This is a genomic window from Methanofollis liminatans DSM 4140, from assembly GCF_000275865.1.
Taxonomy (GTDB): domain Archaea; phylum Halobacteriota; class Methanomicrobia; order Methanomicrobiales; family Methanofollaceae; genus Methanofollis; species Methanofollis liminatans.
On record NZ_CM001555.1, the window covers coordinates 1854177 to 1879241 of the forward strand.

General features: G+C 62.3%; 20 protein-coding genes. 9 read left to right on the forward strand and 11 right to left on the reverse strand.

Going from position 1 to position 25065, the window contains the following annotated elements; all coding sequences use genetic code 11:
* Positions 1-97: 97 nt before the first annotated feature.
* Entirely contained in the window at positions 98-6913 is a 6816-nt protein-coding gene (locus METLI_RS12815) for an Ig-like domain-containing protein (RefSeq protein WP_004039708.1), read from the reverse strand.
* A gap of 673 nt (positions 6914-7586) precedes the next feature.
* On the opposite strand from METLI_RS12815, the gene METLI_RS09130 reads away from it, so the two are divergent.
* From METLI_RS09130 to METLI_RS09170, 9 genes are all read left to right on the forward strand, one after another.
* On the forward strand, positions 7587-8591 hold the full coding sequence (locus METLI_RS09130; protein ID WP_004039709.1) for an AAA family ATPase: 1005 nt from the start codon (positions 7587-7589) through the stop codon (positions 8589-8591).
* Entirely contained in the window at positions 8591-9436 is an 846-nt protein-coding gene (locus tag METLI_RS09135; protein ID WP_004039710.1) for a DUF58 domain-containing protein, read from the forward strand. The genes METLI_RS09130 and METLI_RS09135 overlap by 1 nt, the downstream gene beginning before the upstream one ends.
* Positions 9437-10381, forward strand: a complete 945-nt coding sequence (locus METLI_RS09140; protein ID WP_004039711.1) for a vWA domain-containing protein — start codon at positions 9437-9439, stop codon at positions 10379-10381.
* Positions 10378-11805, forward strand: coding sequence for a hypothetical protein (locus tag METLI_RS09145; protein ID WP_004039712.1), 1428 nt, complete (start codon positions 10378-10380; stop codon positions 11803-11805). Before METLI_RS09140 ends, METLI_RS09145 begins: the two co-directional genes overlap by 4 nt.
* A gap of 121 nt (positions 11806-11926) precedes the next feature.
* A complete protein-coding gene (locus METLI_RS09150; protein ID WP_004039714.1) occupies positions 11927-12631 on the forward strand; it encodes a hypothetical protein in 705 nt (234 codons plus the stop codon).
* Position 12632: 1 nt separating this feature from the next.
* Positions 12633-13442, forward strand: a complete 810-nt coding sequence (locus METLI_RS09155; RefSeq protein ID WP_004039716.1) for a hypothetical protein — start codon at positions 12633-12635, stop codon at positions 13440-13442.
* Positions 13436-13978 (forward strand): hypothetical protein, encoded by a 543-nt coding sequence (locus METLI_RS09160; protein ID WP_004039718.1) that lies wholly within the window; start codon positions 13436-13438, stop codon positions 13976-13978. The genes METLI_RS09155 and METLI_RS09160 overlap by 7 nt, the downstream gene beginning before the upstream one ends.
* A complete protein-coding gene (locus METLI_RS09165; RefSeq protein WP_004039720.1) occupies positions 13965-15413 on the forward strand; it encodes an ABC transporter ATP-binding protein in 1449 nt (482 codons plus the stop codon). The genes METLI_RS09160 and METLI_RS09165 overlap by 14 nt, the downstream gene beginning before the upstream one ends.
* Positions 15410-16192 (forward strand): energy-coupling factor transporter transmembrane component T family protein, encoded by a 783-nt coding sequence (locus tag METLI_RS09170; protein WP_048103762.1) that lies wholly within the window; start codon positions 15410-15412, stop codon positions 16190-16192. Before METLI_RS09165 ends, METLI_RS09170 begins: the two co-directional genes overlap by 4 nt.
* Here the strand turns inward: METLI_RS09170 and METLI_RS09175 are convergent.
* The 10 genes from METLI_RS09175 to METLI_RS09220 form a co-directional block, all read right to left on the reverse strand.
* Positions 16181-17293: a nitrogenase component 1 gene (locus METLI_RS09175; protein ID WP_004039724.1), complete on the reverse strand. Its 1113-nt coding sequence runs from the start codon at positions 17291-17293 to the stop codon at positions 16181-16183. The two genes, METLI_RS09170 and METLI_RS09175, sit on opposite strands and share 12 nt — an antisense overlap.
* On the reverse strand, positions 17286-18329 hold the full coding sequence (locus METLI_RS09180) for a nitrogenase component 1 (protein WP_004039726.1): 1044 nt from the start codon (positions 18327-18329) through the stop codon (positions 17286-17288). The genes METLI_RS09175 and METLI_RS09180 overlap by 8 nt, the downstream gene beginning before the upstream one ends.
* On the reverse strand, positions 18289-19107 hold the full coding sequence (gene cfbC / locus METLI_RS09185) for a Ni-sirohydrochlorin a,c-diamide reductive cyclase ATP-dependent reductase subunit (RefSeq protein ID WP_048104201.1): 819 nt from the start codon (positions 19105-19107) through the stop codon (positions 18289-18291). Before cfbC ends, METLI_RS09180 begins: the two co-directional genes overlap by 41 nt.
* 69 nt (positions 19108-19176) lie before the next feature.
* Complete coding sequence (locus METLI_RS09190) at positions 19177-20637, reverse strand: TrkH family potassium uptake protein (RefSeq protein ID WP_004039730.1); 1461 nt, start codon at positions 20635-20637, stop codon at positions 19177-19179.
* Positions 20638-20664: 27 nt separating this feature from the next.
* Entirely contained in the window at positions 20665-21645 is a 981-nt protein-coding gene (locus METLI_RS09195) for a phosphoribulokinase (RefSeq protein ID WP_004039732.1), read from the reverse strand.
* 65 nt (positions 21646-21710) lie between these two features.
* On the reverse strand, positions 21711-22091 hold the full coding sequence (locus METLI_RS09200; RefSeq protein WP_004039734.1) for a desulfoferrodoxin: 381 nt from the start codon (positions 22089-22091) through the stop codon (positions 21711-21713).
* Positions 22088-23290 (reverse strand): FprA family A-type flavoprotein, encoded by a 1203-nt coding sequence (locus METLI_RS09205; RefSeq protein WP_004039736.1) that lies wholly within the window; start codon positions 23288-23290, stop codon positions 22088-22090. Before METLI_RS09205 ends, METLI_RS09200 begins: the two co-directional genes overlap by 4 nt.
* A gap of 1 nt (position 23291) precedes the next feature.
* Positions 23292-23453: a rubredoxin gene (locus tag METLI_RS09210; RefSeq protein ID WP_004039738.1), complete on the reverse strand. Its 162-nt coding sequence runs from the start codon at positions 23451-23453 to the stop codon at positions 23292-23294.
* 112 nt (positions 23454-23565) lie between these two features.
* Positions 23566-23727, reverse strand: coding sequence for a rubredoxin (gene rd, locus METLI_RS09215; RefSeq protein WP_004039740.1), 162 nt, complete (start codon positions 23725-23727; stop codon positions 23566-23568).
* Positions 23728-23790: 63 nt separating this feature from the next.
* Complete coding sequence (locus METLI_RS09220; protein ID WP_004039741.1) at positions 23791-25023, reverse strand: SLC13 family permease; 1233 nt, start codon at positions 25021-25023, stop codon at positions 23791-23793.
* Positions 25024-25065: the final 42 nt, after the last annotated feature.

The following is a 25065-nucleotide window of genomic DNA, read 5'->3' on the forward strand; positions in this document are numbered from 1 at the left end:
GGGGGTCATCGATAGATTTGGGTATCTCAGGACGGCAATATCATACTTGCCATTTGAGAATAGTACATTATTTTTCATTAACACCGTCAAAAAAAGATTAGAGCCTTCTCAGGAATAAGAAGGCTCCCAGGGCGACGAACGCAGCAAACCACGGCAGGGGAGACTGCTGGGTCGGCGCCGCGGTCGCGGGGGCAGTGGTCGCGGGGGCAGGTGTCGTTGCCGTTGCCGCCGGGGCGGTCGTCGCGACAGCGGTTTCCCCGACCCCGGCGCTCTTCTCCACCGCAATGGCGAAGTACGAGAAGCCCGGTGTTTCGGCCGAGAAATACGCAAACCCGTTTTTCTCCTCCACGAAGGTGGTCGGGAGAGCGGTCCATGCGCCGTCGACGTAGCGCATGAGGACAATGTCGCCGGTGGCGAGGCCGCGGGCGTCGAGCCAGGACGTCGGGACGGCGAACTCGATCATGGCCGAACCGATCGCCGCAGCGTCGGCGCGGTACAGGGCGATCTCCTGGATCTGGTAGGTCGCCTGCACGGGCGCCTCGATGGTGGACGGGAGGGACGCCGCCTTCACGGTGATCAGGAGATCGCTGATGTCGTTCTTCGCGATGACGGTGATCTCTTTGACCGCCGTCTGGCTCACGACAAAGGACTTCGTCGCACCGGCTGAGACGGAGCCGGAGAACGAGGCCACGCTCGATGACCCGCCGGAAGACGAGGAGGATCCGCTCGGGGTCGGCGAGACGGCCGAAGCCGCAGCCAGACCGAAGATCGAGAGGCCGTTCGGCGAATATGCTTCGAAGACCATGTTGCCGTCGGCGTCGAGGCCGATGTAGGTCGTCGCCAGCACTTCAGTGGTGCCGTCTTCCGCGGACCTGATGATCTTGATTGCGTCGACACCGCCGTTGGCGTCGACCCAGGCCTGGCTCACGGCCATGCGGATCGTGGCGTCGGAGATGTCCTGGCCGTTCGTCAGGTTCGTCTTGACGATGTTGAGCGTGTAGGCGACGGCGTCGAGGTTCAGGCCGTCTTTGGAGGCGGCGAGCTGGAAGGCGCTCTGGGCGTCGGCCGAGACGTTGGCGGAGACCGTGGTCTGGACGGCGGCGCCCGCCGGGATCCCGGTCAGGTTCGCCTCGATCGAGGCGGTGACCGTGCCGAGGGCGTCGAAGATCGTGGAGACCGGGGTGGTGTTGAGGGTGATCCCGGCGACCGTGCCGTTCACGGTGCCGTTGCCGACGGTGGGAGCGCCGGTGGTCTCGATGATGAGGCTGAAGGTGTCCTCGTCTATCCGGATGGTGTTGCCGGAGACGGTGGCGTTGGTGGCAGTGGTGTTGACCAGGACCTGCCGCGTGCCGTTGCCGTTATCCGTGATGTTGCAGCCCGGAACGTTCAGGGGCGAGTCTTCCGTCTGGTCGCCGTGCGGCGGGGTCACCGTCACCGCGGCGGTGCCGAAGATCTCGCCGACCGCGGCGCTGACCGTGGTGGTGCCGACCTTGCGGGCGGTGAAGGTGCCGGTGGCGTCAACCGTGCCGACAGTAGTATTGGAACTGGACCACGTAACAGGCGAACCGATGATAATGAAGTCCTCCTCATCATAGGCGGTCGCCGAGAACGGTTCGTTCGTACCCTCTGCAAGGGAGACCGCCGTCGGGGAGACGGCAACCGAAACCGGTGCTCCACCACAGTCCTCCACCGTATTGTTGACGAAGGTGTTGTTGTTCATGCCCTTCTGGATATAGCGGGGGAGGGTGACGGAGATGAGATGATTGTCAGATATCATGCAGTAATCCGCAGCATAGAGCCTGATCCCGGTATATCCACCGCTCAGGGTGTTCTGCGTGACAAGGCAGGACTGGGCGAGATAAAGATTGATACCATACGACAGGTTCTTGATGGTATTATTGGTGAGAGTGCAGTTCGCCGCCTGCACAAACAACCCCGAGTCTCCAGATTTCGACCACAGCATCTGCACAGTGAACCCCTCGAAGGTGACGTTGTCTGCGCTGATTGTGATGGCAGGGGTGTTTGCGGTCGAGTCATATGCACCGACGACGGTTGTCGTGTCGGCGCCGTTCTCTGACCTGATGGTGAGCGGCTTGGTGACATACACCCGCTCAACATACGTTCCGTCCTTCACGATGAGGGTGTCGCCGGCATTTGCGGCGTTGATTGCGACCTGAATCGTAGCGAAATCACCGCTTCCATTCTCGTCGACGACGAAGGTCTTTGAGCCAGGTTCTGCGGGGATCACCGTCACCGTCGTCGAGACGGCGATATCGGCGCATCTCCCGGTGATGACCGTCGTCCCTTCCGCAAGGGGCGTCAGGACACCGTCTGCGTCAATCGTCGCGACCGATTCGTCGCTGCTGGACCAGTAGCTAGCCATGCCTTCGGTCATCTTGTTGCCGTTCTGGTCGTTCACGCTCAGGACGAACTGCCTGAACTCGCCAATTGGGACCGACGGAGATTCAGGACCAAAAGCATATACGGATGTCGGAATGGGGAGGTCATCTTCGATGCCGAAGTACCTGCCAACCGGCTGCATGAGAGGGTAGTTGTCGGTGGCGGTCCCGTAAAGTTGTGCGGGAATGTTGCTGATGCCGTTGCTATCCGTGTCGTCAAGGGCGAAGGAGCCGCCCCAGTAGTTACCTATCGGACTGGTATAGACAGATCCGCTGTAGGTGTAGGTGTAGGCCTCGTCCGAGTTCCACCTGTTGAACTCAAGGTTATTTGTGTCGACACTCAGCCTTTCGTTCTCGATAAATGAGTTTCCGAAGAAGACGTTGTTCTCTACATTGCGGGCGAGATAGAGGGCGCAGCCAACACCTTCACGGACAAAACCGTTGTTGTAGAAGGTGTTGTTCGAAACGATACAATTCGAGGCGTAGTCCATGTGAAGAGCGCCCATGGTGGTGTTCTGGATTACGTTGCCGGAGACGATGTCGTCGTGGGGCGTCACTTCGCCGTGACCCAGACTGACAGTTATGCCCATCAGCCAGCTGTCTGAGATGAAGTTGTTTCTGACCTCGACGTTAGAACAACCGCACAGACAAACACCGTAGTTCCCATCTGTGAAGGAGTTATTTTCGACAACTCCATTATCAGAGTTATATGCGCAGACTGCTGCCTTGGCTTTAGTTACCACCGTGTTCGCGACGCGGAAAGAATGCGATCCGTCGTTGAATATTACGCCCGCTGTGTACTTATCCCCTTCACCCTCAATGGTGAATCCGTCGACAGTGACCGAATCTGAAGAGACGGTGATCGCTGTACCGCCACTGATGTGGATGGTCGTCACCGCCGCACCGGACGCCGAGCGGAGGGTGAGAGGCTTTGTGATGTTGAGAGTTTCGTTATACATGCCTGGCATGACGATGATGGTGGAACCCGCCTGAACGCCGTCGATGGCCGCCTGAATGGTGGTAAAGTTCCCACTGCCGTTCCCGTCGACGTACCACTCCTTCGGGGCCGCCACAACGGTCACCGTTGCGTTGCCCTCGACACCGCCGGATGATGCCGTGATCGTCGCGTTCCCCTCGCTGAGTGCAGCGAAGAGACCGGTCGAGTCGATCGTCCCGACGGTTTCGTTGTCGATCGTCCATGAATACGTGATGTTCTCCACCGGGTCGCCGTACTGGTCGATTCCTGAAGCCGTGAAGAGCTGCGTCCTGCCGATGGCAAGCGTGGTGCTGGACGGGGTGATCGTAATATCAACAAGGGCAGGTGCTGCAGCCTCAATGGCGTAAATGTTGCTGTCGCTCGACCCGATGTAGAGGGTGCCGTCCGCACCGATGGAGGGGGTGTAGAAGAACCTCGGGCTCACGGGGTCCAGCAACGTCCATTTCAGGGTGCCGTCGGAACCGATCGCATAGAGGTACCGGTCGTTTCTGTCGGTGGACGGGATATAGACCGTGCCCCGGGCATCGACGGCCGGAGCCTCCGTGACGGTACCGGTGGTATTATAGGACCACTTCAGGGTGCCGTCCGGGTTGACGGCGTTGACGGTCTTGCTGGCCGAACCCGCGTAGATCGTGCCGTCAGGCCCTATCGCCGGGGGTGCAACGGCGCCGCCGGTGGCATACGACCACTTCAGGGTACCGTCGGGGTTGACGGCGTAGAGGCTGCAGCCGGCCGAGGCGGTGTAGATAGTGCCGTCGGAACCGATCGCAGGGGCATATTTGACCGCACCGCCGGTGGCGTACGACCATTTCAGAGTGCCGTCCGGGTTCAAGGCGTAGAGACTGCTGTCGGCGGAGCCGGTGTAGATCGTGCCGTCAAGGCCGATTGCCGGCGCGGCGGTGACAGAGCCGCCAGTCGTGAAGTTCCATTTCTCGGTGCCGTCGGGGTTCAGAGCGTAGATCTTCGTGTCGGCGGAGCCGGCGTAGATCGTGCCGTCGGTACCGATCGCCGGAGCCGCGGAAACATCCCCTCCGGTCGTGAACGTCCACTTCACCGTGCCGTTCGGATTCAGGGCATAGATCATGCCGTAACGGCAGCCAAAGTAGACGGTGCCGTCGGAACCGATCGCCGCGGCCGAGTAGATCTGCTGGGGAGCAGTGTACGACCACTTCAGCGTGCCGTTCGGGTGCAGGGCATAGAAGATCTTGTTCCTCGAACCGGCGTAGACGGTGCCGTCGGCATCGACGACCGGCTGTACCATGAAGAAACTGCTGGCCTTGTACGTCCATGCTATCTCCGGGATCGCGGGACCCGTGGCCGAACTAAGACCGGTGTGCTGGAGGTCGTGGCCGTACATCGGCCACGCCGAGGCGGCAAGGCCACCCGACTGATCACCGACGGTGACGGTGGCGGTGCCTTCGACCGCACCGTACGAGGCGGTGACCGTGGTCGTGCCGGCGGCGAGGGACATGAAGTAACCGGTGGCGTTCACCGTGCCGACCGTCTCGTTCGAACTCGACCAAGAGAAGGTGATGCCGGTCATCTCGTTGCTGTCGGCGTCATAGGCGGTGGCGGTGAACTGCCGCTCGTCGCCGACGGCCAGGGCGGCGGCCGCGGGAACGACCGCGATCCGGGAGGGAGCAAGGCCTGCGCCGATGACCGAGTAGCCGCTCGTCGCCTTGGGCGCCAGGACGGCGTTGGTCCAGGCGATCATGTCGTCGCCGTTGTTTGAGTTCTGGCAGTAGGCGTAGACGTTGAACGCAGCAAAGGTGTCGAGGTTCTCGACGGTGTAGTTGATCCGCACCGCACCCCGGTTCTCAAGGTCAGCGTTCGGTCTGAGCACACCGGCGTTCAGGTCGATGAACATCACCTGGAAGGTGTTCGCCGTGTCGCTCATGTTCTGGCCGAAATGGATCGGGTAGTCGAAGCCGTTTCCGGTCGGTTTCCAGAGCTGCGGGCCGTACCTGAAGTCCTCCTTCGTGAAGGTCTCGCTGAGGGAGACGGGCTGGTACGTCACGTTGTCAAGAGACGGGGGCTGGTTGCTTACGGGGTTCGGTGTCCAAGTGTAGCCGTCGGCGGTGATGTGCAGCCTGAAGTCGTCGGAGATCGTGCCGTTCACGGCGACCATGAGGAGGATCTCGTCCTCGTAGCCCTTGCCGCCCGAGTCGGTCCCATAGAAGGTGCCGCTCTGGTTTTCAGAAACCGTTACCTGACCGAAGTTTACTGCCGGGTCGGTGGAGATATGCAGGGCGTTGAGGCCGCGGTCGTATCCCTCGAACCTGACGTTGTAGGTGTTGTTCCCGAAGGCGTTGTACTTCACGCCAGCGTCGTTGGCGACTTTGAAGAAGACGTTGTTGTAGTCGGAGAGGGGCTGGGGGCCCGAGGGGGCAGCGGTGACGGTCACGGTGGCCGTGCCCTCGACCGTGTCGTTTGCCGCGGCGATCGTGGTCGTGCCGGCGGCGAGGGCGGTAAAGTAACCGGTGGCGTTCACCGTGCCGACGGTCTCGTCGTTGCTCGACCATTCATAGGTGAGGTCGCTCATCGCCCTGTCGTTCTGGTCGAGGGCGGTGGCGGTAAACTGCATCGAGGTGCCTATCTCGACCTCGGTTGTCGCGGGCGTGACCTCGATCGAGGTCAGCACCGGCGGGATCCCGATAACAGAATAGCCGCTCGTGCCCGCGGCAGTCTCGCCGGCGGCATTGACGCGGTTGGTCCAGGAGATGCCCTGGCCCTGGTTGGCGGCGAGACACCAGCCGTAGGCGTTGAACGAGGCGAAAGTCTCCAGGTTCTCGAAGGAGTACTCAACCTTTGCACCGCCGTTGTCGGTGAGGGTGGCGCCGCTGAACTTCGAGGGGTACATGTTCCCGACGTCGAGGTCGATGAACATCAGGCTGAAGGTGTTGCTCGTGTCGGTGACGTCGTGGTACTCGTAGAGGGGCAGGCCGGGCGGGAGATAGGGCTCGGCCTTGCCCGGGCCGGGCTTCCAGGTCTGCGGGCCGTACAGGAAGTCCTCCTTCGTGAAGGTCTCGTTCACCGCACCCTCGATATAGGTGTAGTTCATCGGGACCTGATTGGTGACCGAAGAGGGCGTCCAGGTGTAGCCGCTCGTCTTGACGTGCACGGCGAAGTCGTCAGGGACCGTGCCGTTCACGGCCAGGAGGAGGACGATGGCGTCGTCAAAACCGCGGCCGCCGGTGTTAGAAACATAAAAGACACCGGACTGGTCGCTGCTCGTCGTCACCTGGCCATAGGCGTTGTCCGCATCAGCGGTGATGTGGAGCTCGTTCAAGCCACCGCCGTCGGCCTTGATGTAATACGTGTTGTTCGGTCCGCCGTACGCGGCGCCGTCGAGGTTGAACTTCACGCCGTCCGTGTTCGAGACGTTGATGAAGACGTGGCGGGTCTGTTCCAGCGGTTCGGCCGAAGCCGGAACGATACTGAAGAGAAGGAGCAGGAGGAGCCCTGCGGCGATCCACCGCAGGTGCCCTCTGCCCGTTTTCGATAATCTGGTCGTCATGTATGCATTCACCTGCCATTTCAGGAGAAAAACAGAATCTTGACGGGAATTGTCAATATGTACTGTTTAACATCAAGAAATGATCAATGAAATAATTAGATCAAGATTACAGAATATATATGTTTTTATTCTGGTTCAAGTTAATGACATAAAATTGACCAGATAGAAAAAAGGAAGACAATAATGGCATAAAAGCAGCGAAAAAGCCCCCCTACAATCCTTTCAGAGAGGGAGGGTGGGGATGGGCATCCCCGACAGCATGACGATTGCGAGTGAAACCGGAGAGCGACGTGCAGTGCTGAAGAGTGTCATGAAACCAGGACATCGACCTGATCTCTCCCCGGCAGGGTATTGTGGCGCCTCGTGCGTATGATCTCCCTGTGGCGATTTGTGTGTATCCCTCGATGGTGTGGTCAGCCAGTCTGTTCAGATTTGTTGATTAACATTTTGAGTTAATCAAACAGAATAGTTTGATAACCCCAGAAAATTTATAACTTTCGCTTTGATCCTCCGGGCACACCCAACAGTGCACTCGCCCGGTCAGGCAATCCTCGTGATTGAAAAAGGCAGATCTCAGGGCAACAAACTCGAGTTAAAATAGTCCATTGAACACCAGCAGAAAAATCAACAGAGTAATAATGGTCGCCTGCAAGAACTGATCTAATTTACGGCTGTGATCCCGTTGGAGATAACCGAATCGAAGATAGAAGACCTCGCCAGGGAGGCGAAAACGTGCAGAGCGATGCTTCTCCCCGTGAAGGTGGAGATGCAGAAGGCGATCGTCGGGCAGGACCGGACCGTCTCCGACCTCCTGCTCGCCCTCGTCGCCGGGGGCAACGTCCTCCTCGAAGGGGTGCCGGGCCTGGCAAAGACGCTCATCGTCAGGACGCTCGCCTCCTGCATCGACTGCTCGTTCGCGCGCATCCAGTTCACCCCCGACCTCCTCCCCTCCGACATCACCGGGACCACGGTGTACAACCAGAGAGAGGGGTCGTTCTCCCTCGTGAAAGGCCCGGTCTTCCACAACATCATTCTCGCCGACGAGATCAACCGGGCGCCGCCGAAGGTGCAGTCCGCCCTCCTCGAAGCGATGCAGGAACAGCAGGTGACCATACAGGGCGAGACCCTCCGGCTCCCCGATCCCTTCTTCGTCCTCGCCACCCAGAACCCGATCGAGTCAGAGGGCACCTACCCCCTCCCGGAGGCGCAGGTCGACCGCTTCCTCTTCAAGCTCGGGATCGCATACCCGACTGTGGCCGACGAGGTGGAGATCCTGGACCGCTACACCGCCGGCGTTCCGGCGAGCCCGGAATGCGTCCTCTCGGCCGCCGATCTCGCCAGGATCCAGGCGGCGGCGCGAGCCGTCCATGCCGATGCCGCCGTCCGGGAGTACGCCGCCAGGATCGTCGACGCCACCCGGCGCCCGGCCGACTACGGCCTCGACCTCGCCGCCTCCATCGCCTGGGGCGCCTCGCCCCGCGCCACCCTCTCCCTCGTCCTCGGCGCAAAGGCCCGAGCCCTCGTCGCCGGGCGGGGCTACATCGTCCCGGACGACATCAAGAAGGTCGCCCACAACGCCCTGCGGCACCGGATCCTCCTCACCTATGCCGCCGACGCCGCCGGCGTCAGCACCGACGGGATCGTCGATGCCGTCCTCGGAAGCGTCGAGGTGCCCTGATGGAGGACGTCGCCGACCTGATCAGGCGGGTGCGGCCGGCGCCCCTGCGGGCGGTCCTCTCCAGCGCCGGGCAGTTCGCCGGCGCCCGCCGGTCCGCCCTCGTCGGCCAGGGGATCGAGTTCGCCGGGATCAGGGCCTATGTCCCGGGCGACGACGTCAGGGCGATCGACTGGAAGGTGACCGCCCGCCGGAGCGACCCTTTTGTGCGCGAATATGCCGAGGACCGCGAGATGACCCTGTATGTCGCCGTCGACTGCTCGGCCTCCGCGGGATTCGGCGGAAAAGAGAGGACTGCGATCGAGGCAGTCGCCGCCCTCATCCTCGGGGCGGAGTCCTGCGGCGACCGTGCAGGTCTCTGCCTCTTCTCCGACCGGGTGGAGGAACGCATCCCGGCCCGGCGAGGGCGGCGGCACACCGCCGTGCTCCTCTCCTCTCTTCTCAAACGGCGGCCCTTCTCCGGGGGCACCGACATCCCCGCCCTTGCCCGTTTCCTCTCATCGGCGGTGCGCCCCAGGTGCACGATCGCCGTCATCTCCGACTTCCTATCCCCGCCGTTCTCCAGAGACCTCGCCCTCCTCAGGCACCGCCACGAGGTCGTCCTCCTCAGGGTCGCCGATCCCATCGAGCACGACCTCCCTGACCTCGGCCTTGTCGCCCTGGAGGATGCCGAGAGCGGCGAGCAGACCGTCGTCGACACCTCTGACCCCGCCTTCAGGGAACGCTACCGTGCGGCCGCCGCGCTCGCCGAACAGGACCTCACACGCGACGCGGCCGGATGCAGAACACCCCTGGTGGCCGTCCCTATGGACGCCGGGCTTGCAGACGCCCTCCAAGGGAGAAGATAAATGGCCGGTTTTTCACATCCGCTCTGGCTCCTCGCTCTTCTCGGCCTCCCCGTCCTCTACGCCCTCTACAAACGTGCCACGACGAGTCGGAAGACTGAGGCGATGGCGTTCTCCCGCCTCGATCTCGTAAAGAAGGCGGCGGGCAGTCCGTCCCGGCGCCCACTGACACTTTTTCTCCTCACCCTCCTCGCCATCGGGCTCATCGTCGTCGGCCTGGCCGGCCCGCACATCCCCCTCGAAGGCACGCACGAGGGCGTGAACGTCGTCCTCGCCATCGACACCTCGGGGAGCATGGCGGCGACCGACTATCCCCCGAACCGACTCGAAACCGCAAAATCGGCAGCAGAACAACTCCTCTCGGGGCTTGAGCCCGAAGACTACGCAGGCGTCGTCACCTTCGAGGCCGGGGCGATGAGCTCCGCATACCTCTCGCCCGAACACGAACGGGTGATCGCAAAACTCATGGCCATCCGGCTCAAAGACGGCCCCACGGCCCTCGGCGACGGCCTCGCCCTCGCCGTGGACATGGCCGACGCCATCCCGAACAGGAAAAAAGTGGTCGTCCTTCTCTCGGACGGCGTGAACAACGCCGGCGTGATCTCACCCACCGAGGCAGCAGTCTTCGCCGTGGAGCGGGAGGTCCGCGTCTACACCATCGGTCTCGGCTCGACCGGGGCGGTCCGGATCGGGACCGGGGAGGATGGGGCGGCGCAGTATGCCGACCTCGACGAGGCCACCTTGAAAGAGATCGCCGAAGAGACCGGCGGGGCGTACTTCAGGTCGGTGGACGGGGCGACCCTGAAGGAGATCTACGCCGCCCTCCCCGGCGAGATCAAACGGGAGCCCGAAGAGACCGGGATCGAGGCGGTGTTCTCTGTCGCCGCCGTCCTCGTCCTGCTCGTCCAGTGCTGGCTCAGGTACGGCAGGGGGCGGATCCTGCCGTGAACAGACGCTACCCCCTCCTCGTCCTCCTGCTCCTCCTCGGTGCGGTGGGCGCCTGCACCGCGGGGGAGATCGTGCTTTCGGCTCCCCAGAGCGAGTACTTTTTTCAGGTCGGCGAGGAGGCGGAGATCACCCTGGACGTGGACAACAGAGGGGGCACGAACGTTCCCGGGATGCTGACGGTTGCAGTCGTCCCCGCCGACGCCGCACAGGGCGGCGGCAGGACGCAGACAAAAAGCCTGACGATCTTCCGTGATCTGACGACCATCGCCGTCGACGCCGGCGCCCCGGACGCCCCGGCGACCTTCACGCTGAAGGTCTCCTTCGCCGGATCCGACGGGAAGACCGCCGTCCTGCCGGAGATCCTGATCCATTTCCTCGGGGAAACCTCATCGATCCCTGCAACAGAGCCTGCCGCTCAGGTGACGTCGTCAGCCGCCGCATCGCCGGGGGGTCAGGCGCAGTCGGGCGGAACCGCCATCGACCGGGCCGTCCAGGCCGGGCAGACGGTGCAGGACGCCGCAGTCCTCAGGGAGGCGATGGCCGCCGAGGATAGCGCCGCCGCGGCGGCAACGGAGGATCTCCTCTCCCGGGCCATGGCCGACCCGACGGTTGCGGATCTCGACGGCAGGCTTCGCGCCGAAGGGTTTGCCAGAACCGGGAACACCGCCGACCCGGCGGCAGGAACATTTCTCTTCTCCTACCAGAGAGACGGCGGCACCGGAGCTCAGATCAGCGGAGCGATGGACGACGATCTCAGGTTCGCCCGCCTGGACACGGCGGCCTCCCTCGACGTGCCCGCCCTCCTTGCCGAAAACGAAACCTTCTACGATTATATGAGCCAGCTCACCACCGAGGGCCTGCCCAGGGGCGGCACGACGATCAACGCCACCCACCAGAGCGAGCGCCTCGCCTTCTCCTTCGGAGATGGGGCGGCCTTCATCAACGCCACGATCGCGGACAGCGCCGTGCAGGAGGTCAGCCTCCAGAGACGGTTCAACTGGATCCCCTTCGCCGCCCTCATGGTCGGTCTCGTGGGGGCGTTTGCGCTGGCGATGCGGCGGCGGCAGATGGGCGGCGCGGAGACTCCGGAGCACGAGAGTCCGGCCGCCGGCGCCCCATCGCCCGCGGAGATCCTTGCCCTCGCAGAGGAGCGCTTCGCCGCCGGGGAGATGGCCCCCGCCTACCGGGGCGCCGCACGCGCCCTGCGCAGGCAGATCGCCCTCGCGCACGGATCGGGATCTGAGATCACCGACGGGGAAGCCCTCGCCCTCCTCGGCGCCGATGATCCGGCGAGAATATGGGCAGAAACGGTGCTTGACAACTGTAGCCGCGTGGCATTTGCTGGAAGAGAGCCAGAAAGTGACGAATTCAAAAAAATGTCCCGGGAGATCAGGGAATACCTCGGGGAAGCGAGGGCGAGTTAACCGAGTTCATTTAACGATATGAACTCATTGACCTTCAGAAATATCCCTATTGCGCCACCATTTTCTCGAATAAATTCCACAGACTTTTATCCCATTCCACATTACAGTACATCAGATCCATATGACCGTATACATCGCCATGGACGACACCGACAACCTCGAGTCCAGAGGGACCGGACGGCTGGCCCGGAGCGTCGGCACAGCCCTCGCAGAGAATTTCAGGGTGTTCGGCATCACCCGTCACCAGCTCTATGTCAACGAGGCAATACCCTACACCTCGCACAACTCCTGCGCCGTCATCCACCTCCCCGATGCGGTCGAGCGCGACATCCCGGATATCTTCTCGCAGGCGCGCGAGATGATGCTCGACGACTTCATCGAGGGAAGCGACCCCGGCCTCGCCGTCGCCGACGCATCCCGGATCTCTCCCGCCCTCATGGCCTTTGGCAGGGACGCAAAATCGACCGTGCTCACCCAGGAAAAGGCCAGGACCCTGGCAAAAAATCTCGGCATCAGGCTTGAAGGGCTCGGCGGAACCGAAGACGGCGTCATCGGATCGATGGCCGGGCTCGGGCTTGCATGCGCCGGAAACGACGGCAGGTTCCTCCAGGTCGGCCGCATACGGGAGATCACCGGCCCGGCCGAAGTTCCTGACCTCCTTGCCGCGGGTCTGGACGGCATCTACACCCTCGACGGAAGGGCCGTCACCTCAGGGTTCGTCAGGACCGACGCCGGAAAATCAGTCAAACCCTGCCCGGTCGGCGGAAAGATCATCCTCTTCGTCGAAGAGAATAGCGGCGACCTGATCGCGGTGAAGAGAGACTGAGATGGATTTTAGAAAGAGGATAATCACCGCATTCGCCCTGCTTACCCTCTTTACCATCATTGCATTCGGGATCCAGGTCTATATCGAGGGCGAAACCATGGCAGTGACAGGCGAAGCGGCCCCCCTCCCCCTCGCCCAATCGGTGATCACCCTCTCCGGGGCCGACTTCCTGTACGGCCCGCAGGACTGGCGCCCCTATGCGGCGCCGCTCTCCCTCAACACCCTGCCAGGCACCCCTGATGGGCACGAGTGGTACTTCTGCTTCGTCCTCCTCAACGACACCCCGTACGGGGGCAACCCGGCCCTCTTCAGGAGACAGGCGGTCTCTGTGAACTATACCTTCGAGAATCTCGCCGGAACCGCAGCCTTTTATCCCTACGGCACCACGACCCTCCCGGTCACCTCCAGAACATCCAGGCAGGACGGCTACGGCAGCAGCGGATATATTGTGACCGGCACCGCCCCCGCAGGCGAGGCAGCGCCGCAGGCCGCCCCCCTGGAGCGGAGCAACCTGGTGAGGGCCAGGCTTGCGAACACCAAAGGCCTCGGCCCCGACGAGATCGCCGCTGGGACGATCGACCTCTGGTTCCCATCCGAAGGGGGCGGGCAGGACGCCCTCCACCTCACCACCGACCTGGACAAACGGAAAGGGGAGATCGTCACCGGCGCACCGGCCTCGGGCCGATTTTATGTCACCCACACCGGCGGAAGTCGCCTCAACCTCGTCTGCCTGCTGATCGCCGTCGACCGTCCGCAACCCGAGAACTTCTCCTTACGGCTGGAGACCCGTCCTGCGGAGGCGGCATGGTGACCAGATCTTATTTCACCCTCTACGAGACGGCCGTGCTCTCGCTCTGCGGCGCCCTGGTCTTCCTGTCAAAGGCGTTCATCACCCTCTCCCTCCACCTCCCAGGCCATTCGTACCTCTTCGTCGCCATCCCCTTCGTCGTGGGCTGCGGCGTCGTCAGGAAAGCCGGATCCGGCACCTATATCGGGCTTGTCGGCGGACTCCTGTCATCCTTTTTCGGCTTTGAAGCCCTCCACCTCCTCGACGTCTTCAAGTACCTGGCAATGGGCTTGACCATCGATATCGTCGGCGTCACCTTCTCCCACCGCTTCGATCACCCGGCCGTCGGCTTCATCGCCGGCGCCGCCGGGAGTGTCGTGAAGATGGTGGTGAACTACGCCGTCCACTATCTCCTCGGTGTTCCCGCCACCTTCATCCTCATCGGCATCGGCCTCACATCGGTGACGCACCTGATATTCGGCGGGATAGGCGGAGTGATCGCCGCCCTGATCATCGCCCGTCTGATGAGGGCCGGGGTGATCGGAGATGACAGGGCCTGAACCGGCGGTCAGGATCGAGGGGCTCACCTGCACCTATCCCCCCGGGCGCAGGGGGCCGCAGCCTCCAGCCCTCCGCGACCTCTCCCTGACGATATGGCCCGGCGAGTTTGTCCTGCTGGTCGGGCAATCGGGGTCAGGCAAGTCCACCCTGCTGCGCTGCGTCAACGGGCTCATCCCTCATTCCCACCGTGGCCGGATGGACGGAACAGTGGTCGTCGCCGGGATGGACACGCGGCAGCGCGAGGTCTGCGAGATCGCACGGAAGGTCGGCACCGTTTTCCAGAACCCGGAGCACCAACTCTTTTCCGGGAACGTCGAGAGCGAACTCGCCTTCGGCCCCGAACACCTCGGCATCGATGCGGCGCTCATCAGGGAGCGGGTCGCCCGCGCCGCAGAGGCGACCGGGATCGGCCACCTCATGGGCCGCGAGGAGAACGAGCTCTCGTGGGGAGAGCGCCAGCGCCTCGCCATCGCCTCAGTGCTGGCGATGGAGCCCACAATCCTCCTGCTCGACGAACCGGTATCCGGGCTCGACGCGGATGGGGCGGGGCGTCTCATCGCCACCCTCACCCGCCTCAACCGGGAGGAGGGTCTGACCGTGATCGTTGCTGAGCACCGGTTCGAGCGCTTCCTCCCCGCGTGCAGCCGCTTCATCGCCCTCGAAGCGGGCGCGATCGTCTACGACGGCCCGCCGGCGGCATTTGCCCGGGCAAACCCGCCGCACCCTGCCCCGGACCTCACTCTGCCGGGAGGACACGGAACGCCCGCCCTCGTCTTCGAGGAGATCGCCTTCACCTATCCAGGAAAAGACCGCCCGGTCCTCGACGGCGCCAGCCTCACCGTCAGAGCGGGCGAGATCGTCGTCCTCACCGGGCCGAACGGTTCAGGAAAAACCACGCTGCTGCGCCACGCAAACGGGCTGCTTCAGCCCGACCGCGGGCGGGTGATCGTCATGGGCCGGGCGATCGCCGGACAGCCAGTGGCCGCCGTTGCCGCGGAGGTCGGCTACCTCTCCCAGCACGCCGACACCCATCTCTTCGCCGAAACGGTGGAGGAGGAGATCGCTTTCGCCCCGAAAAACCTCGGGTTTTCCAGCGAGAAAAAAGAGGACTGCATCGCACGGGCGATTGAAGGTCTCGGCCTCGCCGCAATCGGCAGGCAGGCGATGCCCCTCGCCCTCTCGGTCGGTGAGAAGCAGCGTGTCGCCATCGCGAGCATCCTTGCCATGGAAACGCCGGTCATCGTCCTCGACGAACCGACACTCGGCCTCGATGCAGGGAGAAAGAGAGACCTCGCGGCGATCCTGAGAGGGTATGCGGAGGAGGGAAGAGGCGTCCTGGTCTCAACCCACGACGCCGGTTTTGCATCCCTCCTCGGCGGCCGGCAGGTCTCCCTCAGAAACAGCCGTATCGCCGCCGCGGAGGAAGAACGGTGAAGCAAAAGGCGGGTGTCATGTTCGTTCCCGGCGACTCGCCGCTTCACCGCCTCAACCCGGCGGCGAAGGCTGCAGCCCTCGTCCTCCTCAGTGCGGCGGTGCTGGTGACCGCCAGGCCGGTCCCGATCTTCTGTATCCTGCTCCTGACCCTCGCCGCTGCAACGCTCTCCGGCATCGTAATGCCGCTCCTCCGGTCATTTCGCCTCCTGATCCCCCTTCTTGTCTTCATCCTGATCATCGATGCCTTTTTCCCCCGCATTGCCGGCGGCCCGGTCTGGTTCTCCGCCGACATCTGGATCTTCCACCCCACCCTCTCCGCGGCGGGCGTGCTCTTCTCCCTCGCGATGGGCCTGCGCCTCCTCGCCGTCGGTGGGGCGTCCTTCCTCTTCATCATGACAACGCGCTACGCCGACTTCGTCAGGAGCCTGCGGGCGCTCGGCCTTCCGGCCACCCTCTCGTTCTCCCTCGGCTACGCCCTCAGATCAGTCTCGGCGCTGACCGAAGACATCGGAAACATCACGGACGCACAGCGGTCCCGCGCCTTCTCCATCGACCGCAACACTCTCCTCAAAAACAGGCACACCATTCTGGCGCTCTTCATCCCGGCGACCGTCTCGGTCCTCTCGCGTGCGCGGCAGGTTGCCGATGCGATGCAGTGCCGGGGCTTCGGGTGCACCGACCGGCCGACCTGTTACCGGCGGCACCCCTTCGATGCGGCCGACACCCTGCTCGTCCTCGTCGCCGCCCTCTGCATCCCGTTCGCCCTCCTATGCCCCTGACGGGCGGCGGGAGCGGCACGCCATGAGCACGTCCTCGATGAAGGCAAGAGAGCCCTCGATGCCCGCGATCGGACGGGCACGGAGGCGCACCCTGCCCCGCTGCGGAAACGTCAATCCCACAGACGGGATCTCAGGCGCCAGGGCCTGCTCGTACGACGAGCCCAGGATCAGGTCGGGTCCAGCCTCAGCGATCAACGCACCGATCTCCTCCAGAGAGGTGACCGCCCCCTTCCCGGTCCTGGGGGCAGAGACAACGATCTCGGCGTCGAGGAAACGCCTCAGGGAGGCGGCGGCAAACGCTGCATAGGAAGCCTCTGCAAAGACCGCCACCGCCGGGGGATCGAAGCGGGAGAGATATTTGTCGCAGGCCCGGTCGATCTGCTCCGCGGCTTCATCGGTCTCCAGGAGAACCGGCCCGACGTCAAGACGGCAGAGATCGGAGAGACGCGAGAACGTCGCCCTCGTCGCATCCAGGCCGAGGAGGTCGCCAGCAGATCGGCCGACGCCGGCGGAAAGGCCAGGGTTGGTGCCGACCGAGAAGCGGCCGCACACCTTCACCCGCTCTACCGGCCCGGCCGCAAGCGCCGCCGCCACTGTCCCACCCGCCATCCTGATCAGCCGTTCGGCTTCAAGCAGATTTCCCCGGTAGAAGGGGTCGATCGGGTTGAGGCCATCGACCGTGATCCCGGCTGCATCCTCGCCCACCGCGGGGCCGAGCGCCGCCATCGCCCGCCGGTATCCCTCCTCCATCCCGCCGGCAAACCCCGGGCTGTCGATGACGATCACGTCCTCATCCTCGAGTATCGCGGCGATGTCCTCGCCGGTCACCGACGGGACGCAGGTCAGGACGACTGCCACACGCTTCCCCCTCCCTCTGATCTCGTCGACCACCTGACGAAGCCGCTCCTCTGAGCCGAAGATCACCTCCTCTTCCAGGATCATGGTCGCGTGAACCGGCCTCTGGATGAGCGATGCCGGATAAAAGTAGCAGCCCGACGAACCGTGGATGACCACGTCGATCCCGGAAAATCCGGAGAGGCAGGAGACCGCCCCGCACATGGCACACGGCCATATCGGGTTGGCACAGGGGTGTTCAGGCATGGATCCGCCGCCTCCAGCGGTGGAGCAGACGCCTGATCCCGGCAGTCCCCACCGGAGGACTGTACGGCAGGGAAAGACCGGCGCCGCCGGTATCGGCCCTCAGGTCAAGCGCCGCCATCACGCGCCTGACCGGGGCGTACTCCAGCGACCCCAGGGTCAGGGGGTCAGGGGAGACCGCCGCCCCGCGCAGGTCGGCAAAAGACGAGAGCATCTCGGCCTGATGAACTCGCTCAGCCTCGACCACGCCTTCGGGATCGATGCCCATGATCGCGGCGGCGCCCTCCAGAAACGCCACCCCCCCCTCAAGCCCGATAGGAAATGAATCGATATACGGCGTCCCGAAGCGCTGCTTCAGCGCCTCGCCGACCGGCCTGAGGGCCGGTTCCCTGAGGATATTGAGACTTCCCGAGCCGAGACGCGCAAAGTCGGCGAACCGCATCTTCCGGACAAACCGAACACCGACCCTGAGCCCGAGCAGCCCGAGCAGTCGTTCCACCTCGGCAAAATTCTCCTCGACCTCAAACTCAAGATTCTTCTCCCCGATGACGGTGACCGTCCGCTCCCGCACGCCTCCGTCCCCGGCGAGGGCGACAAGAGTATTCAGCGCCGCGTTCAGGCCGTCAGAGAAGGCGCCGCCAAGAAACCCGGCTGTCGGGACCGAGATCACCGGCAGACCGAAGTCACGGGCGCAGACAGAACAGACGTCGTCCCCGATCGTCTCGGTGATGCAGGTGGAGAGCACGAAGATCGCTGCCGGCCCGTCGTCGGCGACGCGCTGAAGAGTCCTGGCGAGCATCTCCTCGCCCCCGAAGATGATCTCGCTCTCGGCAAGACCGGTCGAGACCAGCGGGGGGAGGGCACAATCGTCCTGCTCTGCGGCGATCGCATGGAGAAGAGAGAAATTATGGTGTGTGCACCCGCTTGGCCCGTGGACGACCGTGACAGCGTCCCGTACCTGCGTCAGAACAGAGAGTGCGCCGGTGAGGGTGCACCCCTCATACCTGAGCGAACCTGCGGGCGAGTTCTTCGAGTTCATCAATTTCAAGGGGTGTCGGTATCGACGTCCGCGTATTCTTCATGATATCTTCGGCAAGGCGACGGTACACGCCTGCCTGCTCAGATTCAGGGGCGTATTCCATCACCGTCTGCCGGTTCAGCTCGGCGAGGGTCACGGTGCGGGACCGCGGGATATAGGCCACCATCGCGGAGTTGATCCGGGCCGCAAACTCCCTGACGAGGTCTTCCTCCCCTTCCATGTTCTTTGAGTTGCAGATCACGCCGGCGAGGGCGCAGGTTTGCCTCGACCGCTTTGCGAGCCTGGCGATCGCCTTTGCGATGTTGTTCGCCGCATACAGGGACATCAACTCACCCGAGGTGATCAGGTACACCTCCTCTGCATACCCCTCGCGCATCGGCATAGCAAACCCCCCGCAGACGACGTCGCCGAGGACATCGTACACGATCACGTCGCCGTTCAGCGCACCGAGACGTTCGAGGAGCTGGAAGGTGGCGATGATCCCCCGGCCCGCACAGCCGATACCCGGTTCAGGGCCGCCGGCTTCGACACAACGGACACCGGCATACCCATTAAAAACGACGTCGTCGGTGGCGATCGCAGCGTCTCCCCGCTCCCTGACCAGGTCGAGAACGGTTGGTATCCAGGCACCGTGCATCAGCATCCGCGTAGAATCGTGCTTGGGGTCGCAGCCGATCTGCAGGATGTCGAGTCCGGTCTCACCCAGAGCAGCGGAGAGGTTCGCGGAGGTGGTGGACTTGCCAATCCCGCCCTTCCCGTAGAGGGCGATCTGTTTCATGTCATCTCTCATGGGCGTGCATCCGATATATAGTGCATTGATATTAACGCAAAAATATTTGGTCCCGACTCAGTCAAAACCCTTGATCAGGCCCATAAACAGGACGAGGACCGGGACGATCTCCAGCCTTCCGAACCACATCAGAAAGATAAACGCCCATTTCGAGCCGAAGCTCATGTCAGGATTGACAAAACCCGTTGAAATCCCGTTGTTGCAGAACGCCGAAACGACCTCGAAGATCACCTTCGAGGAGTCGACGGTCGTCTGGGCCTCGAAGTGGAGGATGGCGATGGTGCAGAAGAAGACGCTGACAAAATAGAGGATGATAACGAGCATATTCTTTGAGACCTCGATCTCGGCGATGTTCTTCTGCACCGTTCTCCCCTCATGCCTGAAGGGGACGATCGCCTTTCCTGATACGAAGATCCGCCTGAACCACCAGGCAAGCCCCTCCAGCCCCAGGATCACCTTCGAGATCTTCAGGCCGCCGGCCGTCGAACCCGACGATCCCCCGATGAACATGAACATGACAAGAAAGAGGGTGGTCACCGCCGGCCAGACATGCAGGGAGGTGTTCTGGAAACCGGTGCTCGTGATCCCTGCCGTCGCCATGAAGATCCCCTCGCGCAGGGCGGTGAAGAGATCATGTCCCATCAGGAAGATGAAGTCGGCGGTGAGGACGAGAAACCCGATGAGGGTAAAAGCAAGAAGAGCGACGGCCTGGCGGTCCCCGAAGAAGCTGACCTTCCGGTGAGAGTACATCAGGTAATAGAGCTTGAAGGGCATGGCGCCCGCGAGCATCACCGGGACGAGGAGGAGTTCGAGAAGATGGTTCTGATAATACGGGATCCCCGCGGAGTGGACAGAGAAACCGCCGGTGGCGATCGCCGTGAGGGCGAGGTTCACGGCGTCCCAGAGCGGCACCCCGGAGAGGAGGACAAGCCCGATGGAGGCGAGGGTGATGATGATATAGATCCGCCACATCGCCATGCCGGTGCCGACGACGCTCGGCATGAAGGCTTCAGAGCGTCCTTCAGAGCGGTAGAGACCGCGCTGGATCAGGCCGGAGCGGCTGGCGAGGGCAACGGTGAATGCAACGATCCCGATACCGCCAAGCCACTGCATGAACGAGCGCCAGAAGAGCAGGGTCTTTGGCGTCTGGTCCACATCAGGGAGGAGGGTGAGGCCGGTATCGGTCCATCCCGACATCGCCTCGAAGATCGCGTCGGTCACCGGCATCTGAAGGCCGACGATGAACGGCACCGAACCGATGAGGGCGGACGAGAACCAGATGAGCGCCACCGCCGTCAGGGCGATGGAAAGGCGGGCCTCACGGGCCGGATGCGGCACCCGCACGAGAAGACTGCCGACGAGCAGGAAGATCAGGGGTACGAGCGCCATCGGCACGAACATCTCCCACTCACCGTAGATGACGGTGACGGCGAGGGGGAGAGAAGTGACCACCGCCATGAACCGAAATATCTGCCCGATATCAGGAGCGATAATCGAGAAATACTCAAGCCGGTCCATTTGAAAAAAGGTAAGGCCGCTGAGTTCTTATCCTTTTGCGTGCGCCGACCTCGCCGCCTCCAGCACATGCCAGCGGTTGAGGATCCGCCAGGCCAGGATCAACTCGGCGATCTCCCCGGCAGTCACATACTGCCGATCGGCGAAGAGGTTCACGGCCTCCGATCGGGTTTCACGGCCGATGGTGCGGGCAAGTCGCCGGATCGCCGAAGCGGCCAGTTCTCCGTCAAGAACGAGAGCACTCAGTTCCCTCCCGTCCAGGGACGATAACCCGAACTCCAGCAGGAATGGGCGTTCGCAGAGCCTGAAGATCTCGCCGAGATCGATGGAGAGGCCGATCTCCACCATCTGCTGCAGAAGCTTTTTCTGGAGGATGGTGACCCGGTAGACATTCCGCTCCTCGCTCGCCTCCTCGCCGTAGCCCGAGCACGCGATCCGGATCACCGCATCGGCATACGCACGTTGCGGGGCGATATATCGCTCATAATCGGGTTTTCGCTCCTCCATCTCGGCCAGCACCTCGGCACGGCTGTAGCCGCGCCGTTGCATGTCCCGCCGTATCTTCCAGAGAGTCTTGACGGCAGGGTCGGGATCCACAAAGAGTGAGAAATCCAGGAGCGAGCGGAGTTCAGGCGTAAAGAGCGTGTGCAGCCCCTCGAGAATGAGCACACGCGCCGGCCTGAACGGGATCGGGGGATCAAACGTTCCATCTGAATGATTATACACCGGCTTCATAACCGTATTGCCGCTTTTCAGGGCGCGGATATGATCGGCAAGCAGGTCGAGGTTATTTGCCTCAGGGACGAGCGGCGTGATCCCCAGGTCTTTCCGCTCCTTTCGATCGTAGCGGTGATAGTCGTCGAGGGTGATGGTGGCGACGAGGTCGGCGCCGACGATCTCCCGTATTGCTCTGGTAAAGGTTGTTTTGCCCGATCCACTGTCTCCTGCGACACCGATCACAAAGACCGAATTGGACCCGGAGATCAGATCCCTGAAGACAGGCGTGTCCATCAGTCTGGGGGTGCGGTGCCGGAGGAGTTAAAGGTTACCCGGAGAAGGATGGGCAGAAAAAAAGGTTATTTTCGGTTTGTCCAGAGCCCATGGATATTGCAGTAGATCCGGGCTTTTGCGTTGACGTCATCGATCGGGAAGACGGCCTCGGGTGCGTCGCCGGGGTTGAGTTTGTGCACATAGAGTTTGCGCCCCTTCCTCACTTCGATCCACTCTATGTAGTGTTTCTCCTCCATCGGATGCGGCACATCGCCGACCTTCACCTTAACGCCGCCCTCGACCTTCTCCAGCACGGGAACATGCTTCTCCTTTCCGACGTCTGCGGTCTTCTCCTCCATCCTGACCATCGGAACGCCGCAACAGACAAGCTCACCGTCTCCGGCATGCGCAATCTTCACGACATTCCCGCATTTCTCGCATTTATACACTTCAAGCAGTTCGGTCATCCAGATCCCTCCTCTGATCGGGTCAGTAGTCCCTCATGCTTCTTAACAATTGTGTCGGCAAGGGCGTTGAGCGCCACAAGATCCTCGCCCGTCGGGTAGCCCCTGATGTAGACCGGATCGATCACCTCGGCACTGAGGTGTGAGAGCGTATCTACAAGGGTCTGGACGGTCTTGCCGCCCCAGCCAAAGGATCCGATTACAGAGATGAACTTCGTCTTCGGCTTGAGGGCGGAGAGGATGTAGGCGGCGTTGAGCGCCACCGGGTGCGGGCCGAAGAGCACGGTCGGCGTGGCGATGACGATCGTCGCCGCATCAAGCGTGGTCATGGCGATATCCCCGAGGTCGGACTTCGAAAGATCGTAGGGCTGCACCTCGATCCCCCGCTCGATCAGGGCGTCGGTGAGGAACGAGACCATCTTCGCCGTGCTCCCGTGCATCGAGACATAGGGGAGGAGGACCAGGTTTTTCACCGTATCCGAGGTCCATTCCGCATAGACATCGAGGATGAGCGAGGGGTCGTCGTAGAAGGGGCCGTGGCTCGGGGCGATGATCCTGACCTCCCGCTCCGCCACCTTCTGCATCGCCGCCAGAACGCTTGAACGGAACGGCATCATGATCTCGGCGAAATAGCGTTTCGCCATGCGCTCGACCTTTGTAAAGTCCCTGACAAAGAGTTCGCTCGTCGCAAGATGGGATCCAAAAAGATCGCAGGAGAAGAGGATGCCGTCTTCCTTCAGATAGGTCATCATCGTCTCGGGCCAGTGGACCCACGGAGCAATGATGAACTCAAGTGTCTTTCCCCCGAGATCGATCGTGTCGCCGTCCTTCACGACCGTGACACGGTCTTCGGGGACGTCGAGAAGACGGCCAAGGAGGTCCCGGCATTTTTCGTCGGCGACCACCTTCGCCCCGGGGAACATATCCAGGAGCAGGGGGAGAGAGCCCGCATGGTCCTGCTCGGCATGGTTGATGACGATGTAGTCGAGCGAGGAGATCCCTATTCTCATCAGGTTCTTCAGGAGAGACTCTTCAAACGCCGGGTCCACGGTATCGATCAGCGCCGTTTTCTCGGTTCCCTTCACCACAAAAGCGTTGTAACTCGTCCCCTCCGGGGTGCCGATCAGGGCATCAAAGAGACGGAGGTTCCAGTCAATCGCCCCGATCGAATAGACGTCGGGGGAGATGGTACGGACAGCCATTTCACACCGCCGCTTTAAAGCGATCCTTTGCCGCCCCACAAATCGGGCATATCCAGTCGCCCGGGAGATCGGCAAAATCGATACCTGCTTTGAGGCCCTGTTTTGGCTCCCCTTTTGCCGGGTCATACACATGCCCGCAGATCATGCACTTGAATTTCTCCATGGTATCATCCCCTCAGTCGTCGTTATCCAGTATTAACTTTTCGCGTAGAGGTCAGAAATCGTGTATGAGGGGATAAAGAGGTGATGCCCCCCATACGCCCGCCCCCGTCTGTTCAGTCCAGCCGTGCAAAATTACTCTTCGCCGCCCCGCAGACCGGACAGGACCAGTCGTCCGGGAGATCGTCAAATGCTGTTCCCGGAGCGATCCCGGCATCGGGGTCTCCTTTTTCCGGGTCATAGATATACCCGCATACCATGCACTGATACCGATCCATGATGCACCTGAACTCTTCTGGCGTTTAATATCTTATATTTTTACCGATAGAGGCTACAGAGGATTACAACAGGGCCAACCATGCGATATAGACCGTCGCCTGCATCAGGGTGAGCGGCAGACCGACCTTCATGAACGCGAAAAATCCCAGGTTAACACCCCGCCGCTCGGCCCCCTGGACGATGATCACGTTGCTCGCCGCCCCGATAACGGTGAGGTTGCCAGCGATCGTGCTTCCGGCCGCAAGAGCGAGCATTTCAGCCTCCCCGACGCCGGCATCGACGAGAATCGGAAGGGCAAGGGCAACAAAGGGGACATTGGAGACGAACTGGCTGAGGACGATCCCGAGCGCGATGATCGCCGGGATACCGATCGCCGCCGGCCCGATATCCTGGAAGATTCCGGCAACGGCGCCGCTCTCCCTCACACCCTCCATGACGACGAACATTGCGGCAAAAAAGATGAGGGTAGGCCAGTCCACCTGCCTGAGCAGGTCGAGGCGGCGGCTGGAGAAGAGGAGAAGAGGGAAGGCGGCGACCATCGCAATCGCGGGCAGAGGGATACCTGTCCCGCCGCCGAGAGAGAGGAGAACGGTTGCGGCGATGAGGACGGCGATGACGATGAGAGAAAGGCATGCGAGGCGCGAGAGGCCGGGATCGGCAACGCTCACCTCGGAAATCGTCCGGTCGATACGCAGGTGCAGGAGTGCGGGGTCGATCAGGAGGAGAAAAACGCATACAAGGAGGAGGGCGATTGCGGTCGGCGGTGCAAGAGCGATAAAAAACGTCACGACAGGGTCGGAAAACCCGCCCGCGGTGGCAACCAGGAGGTTCTGCGGATTTCCGATCGGGCTTGTAACGCTGCCGGTGGTGACCGAGAACGCAAGGGCGAGAAGAAGCACTTTCGGGCTGGCGCCGGTCATGCGGGCATAGCCAAGGACAAGAGGCGTCCCGATAACGGCAAGGGTGTCGTTCATCAGGATTGCAGATCCGATGCCCGCGGCAAAGACGAGGGCAAGTATGAAACAGGGGCCGGTCCCGAACCGACCGAGCACGGCACCGCTCATCCGGACGAGAAGCCCGCTCTCCTCAAGCGCCGCCCCGACGACGAACATGCAGAAGAGAAAGACCATGATCCCGACGTCGACGGAGTGGAGGGCGTCCACCAGAGCGACTTCGCCGGTGATAAGCATCCCGACGGCCCCGAGGAGCATGATCTGCCAGATGGCGATACGAAGCCCTGCGGTCTGCCTGAAGGCGATGAGAAGGACGACCGCCAGGAGGATGAGGAGCGAGATGTGCGTGAAGGGAGGTGGCTCACAGTCCTATTTCTCTGTTCC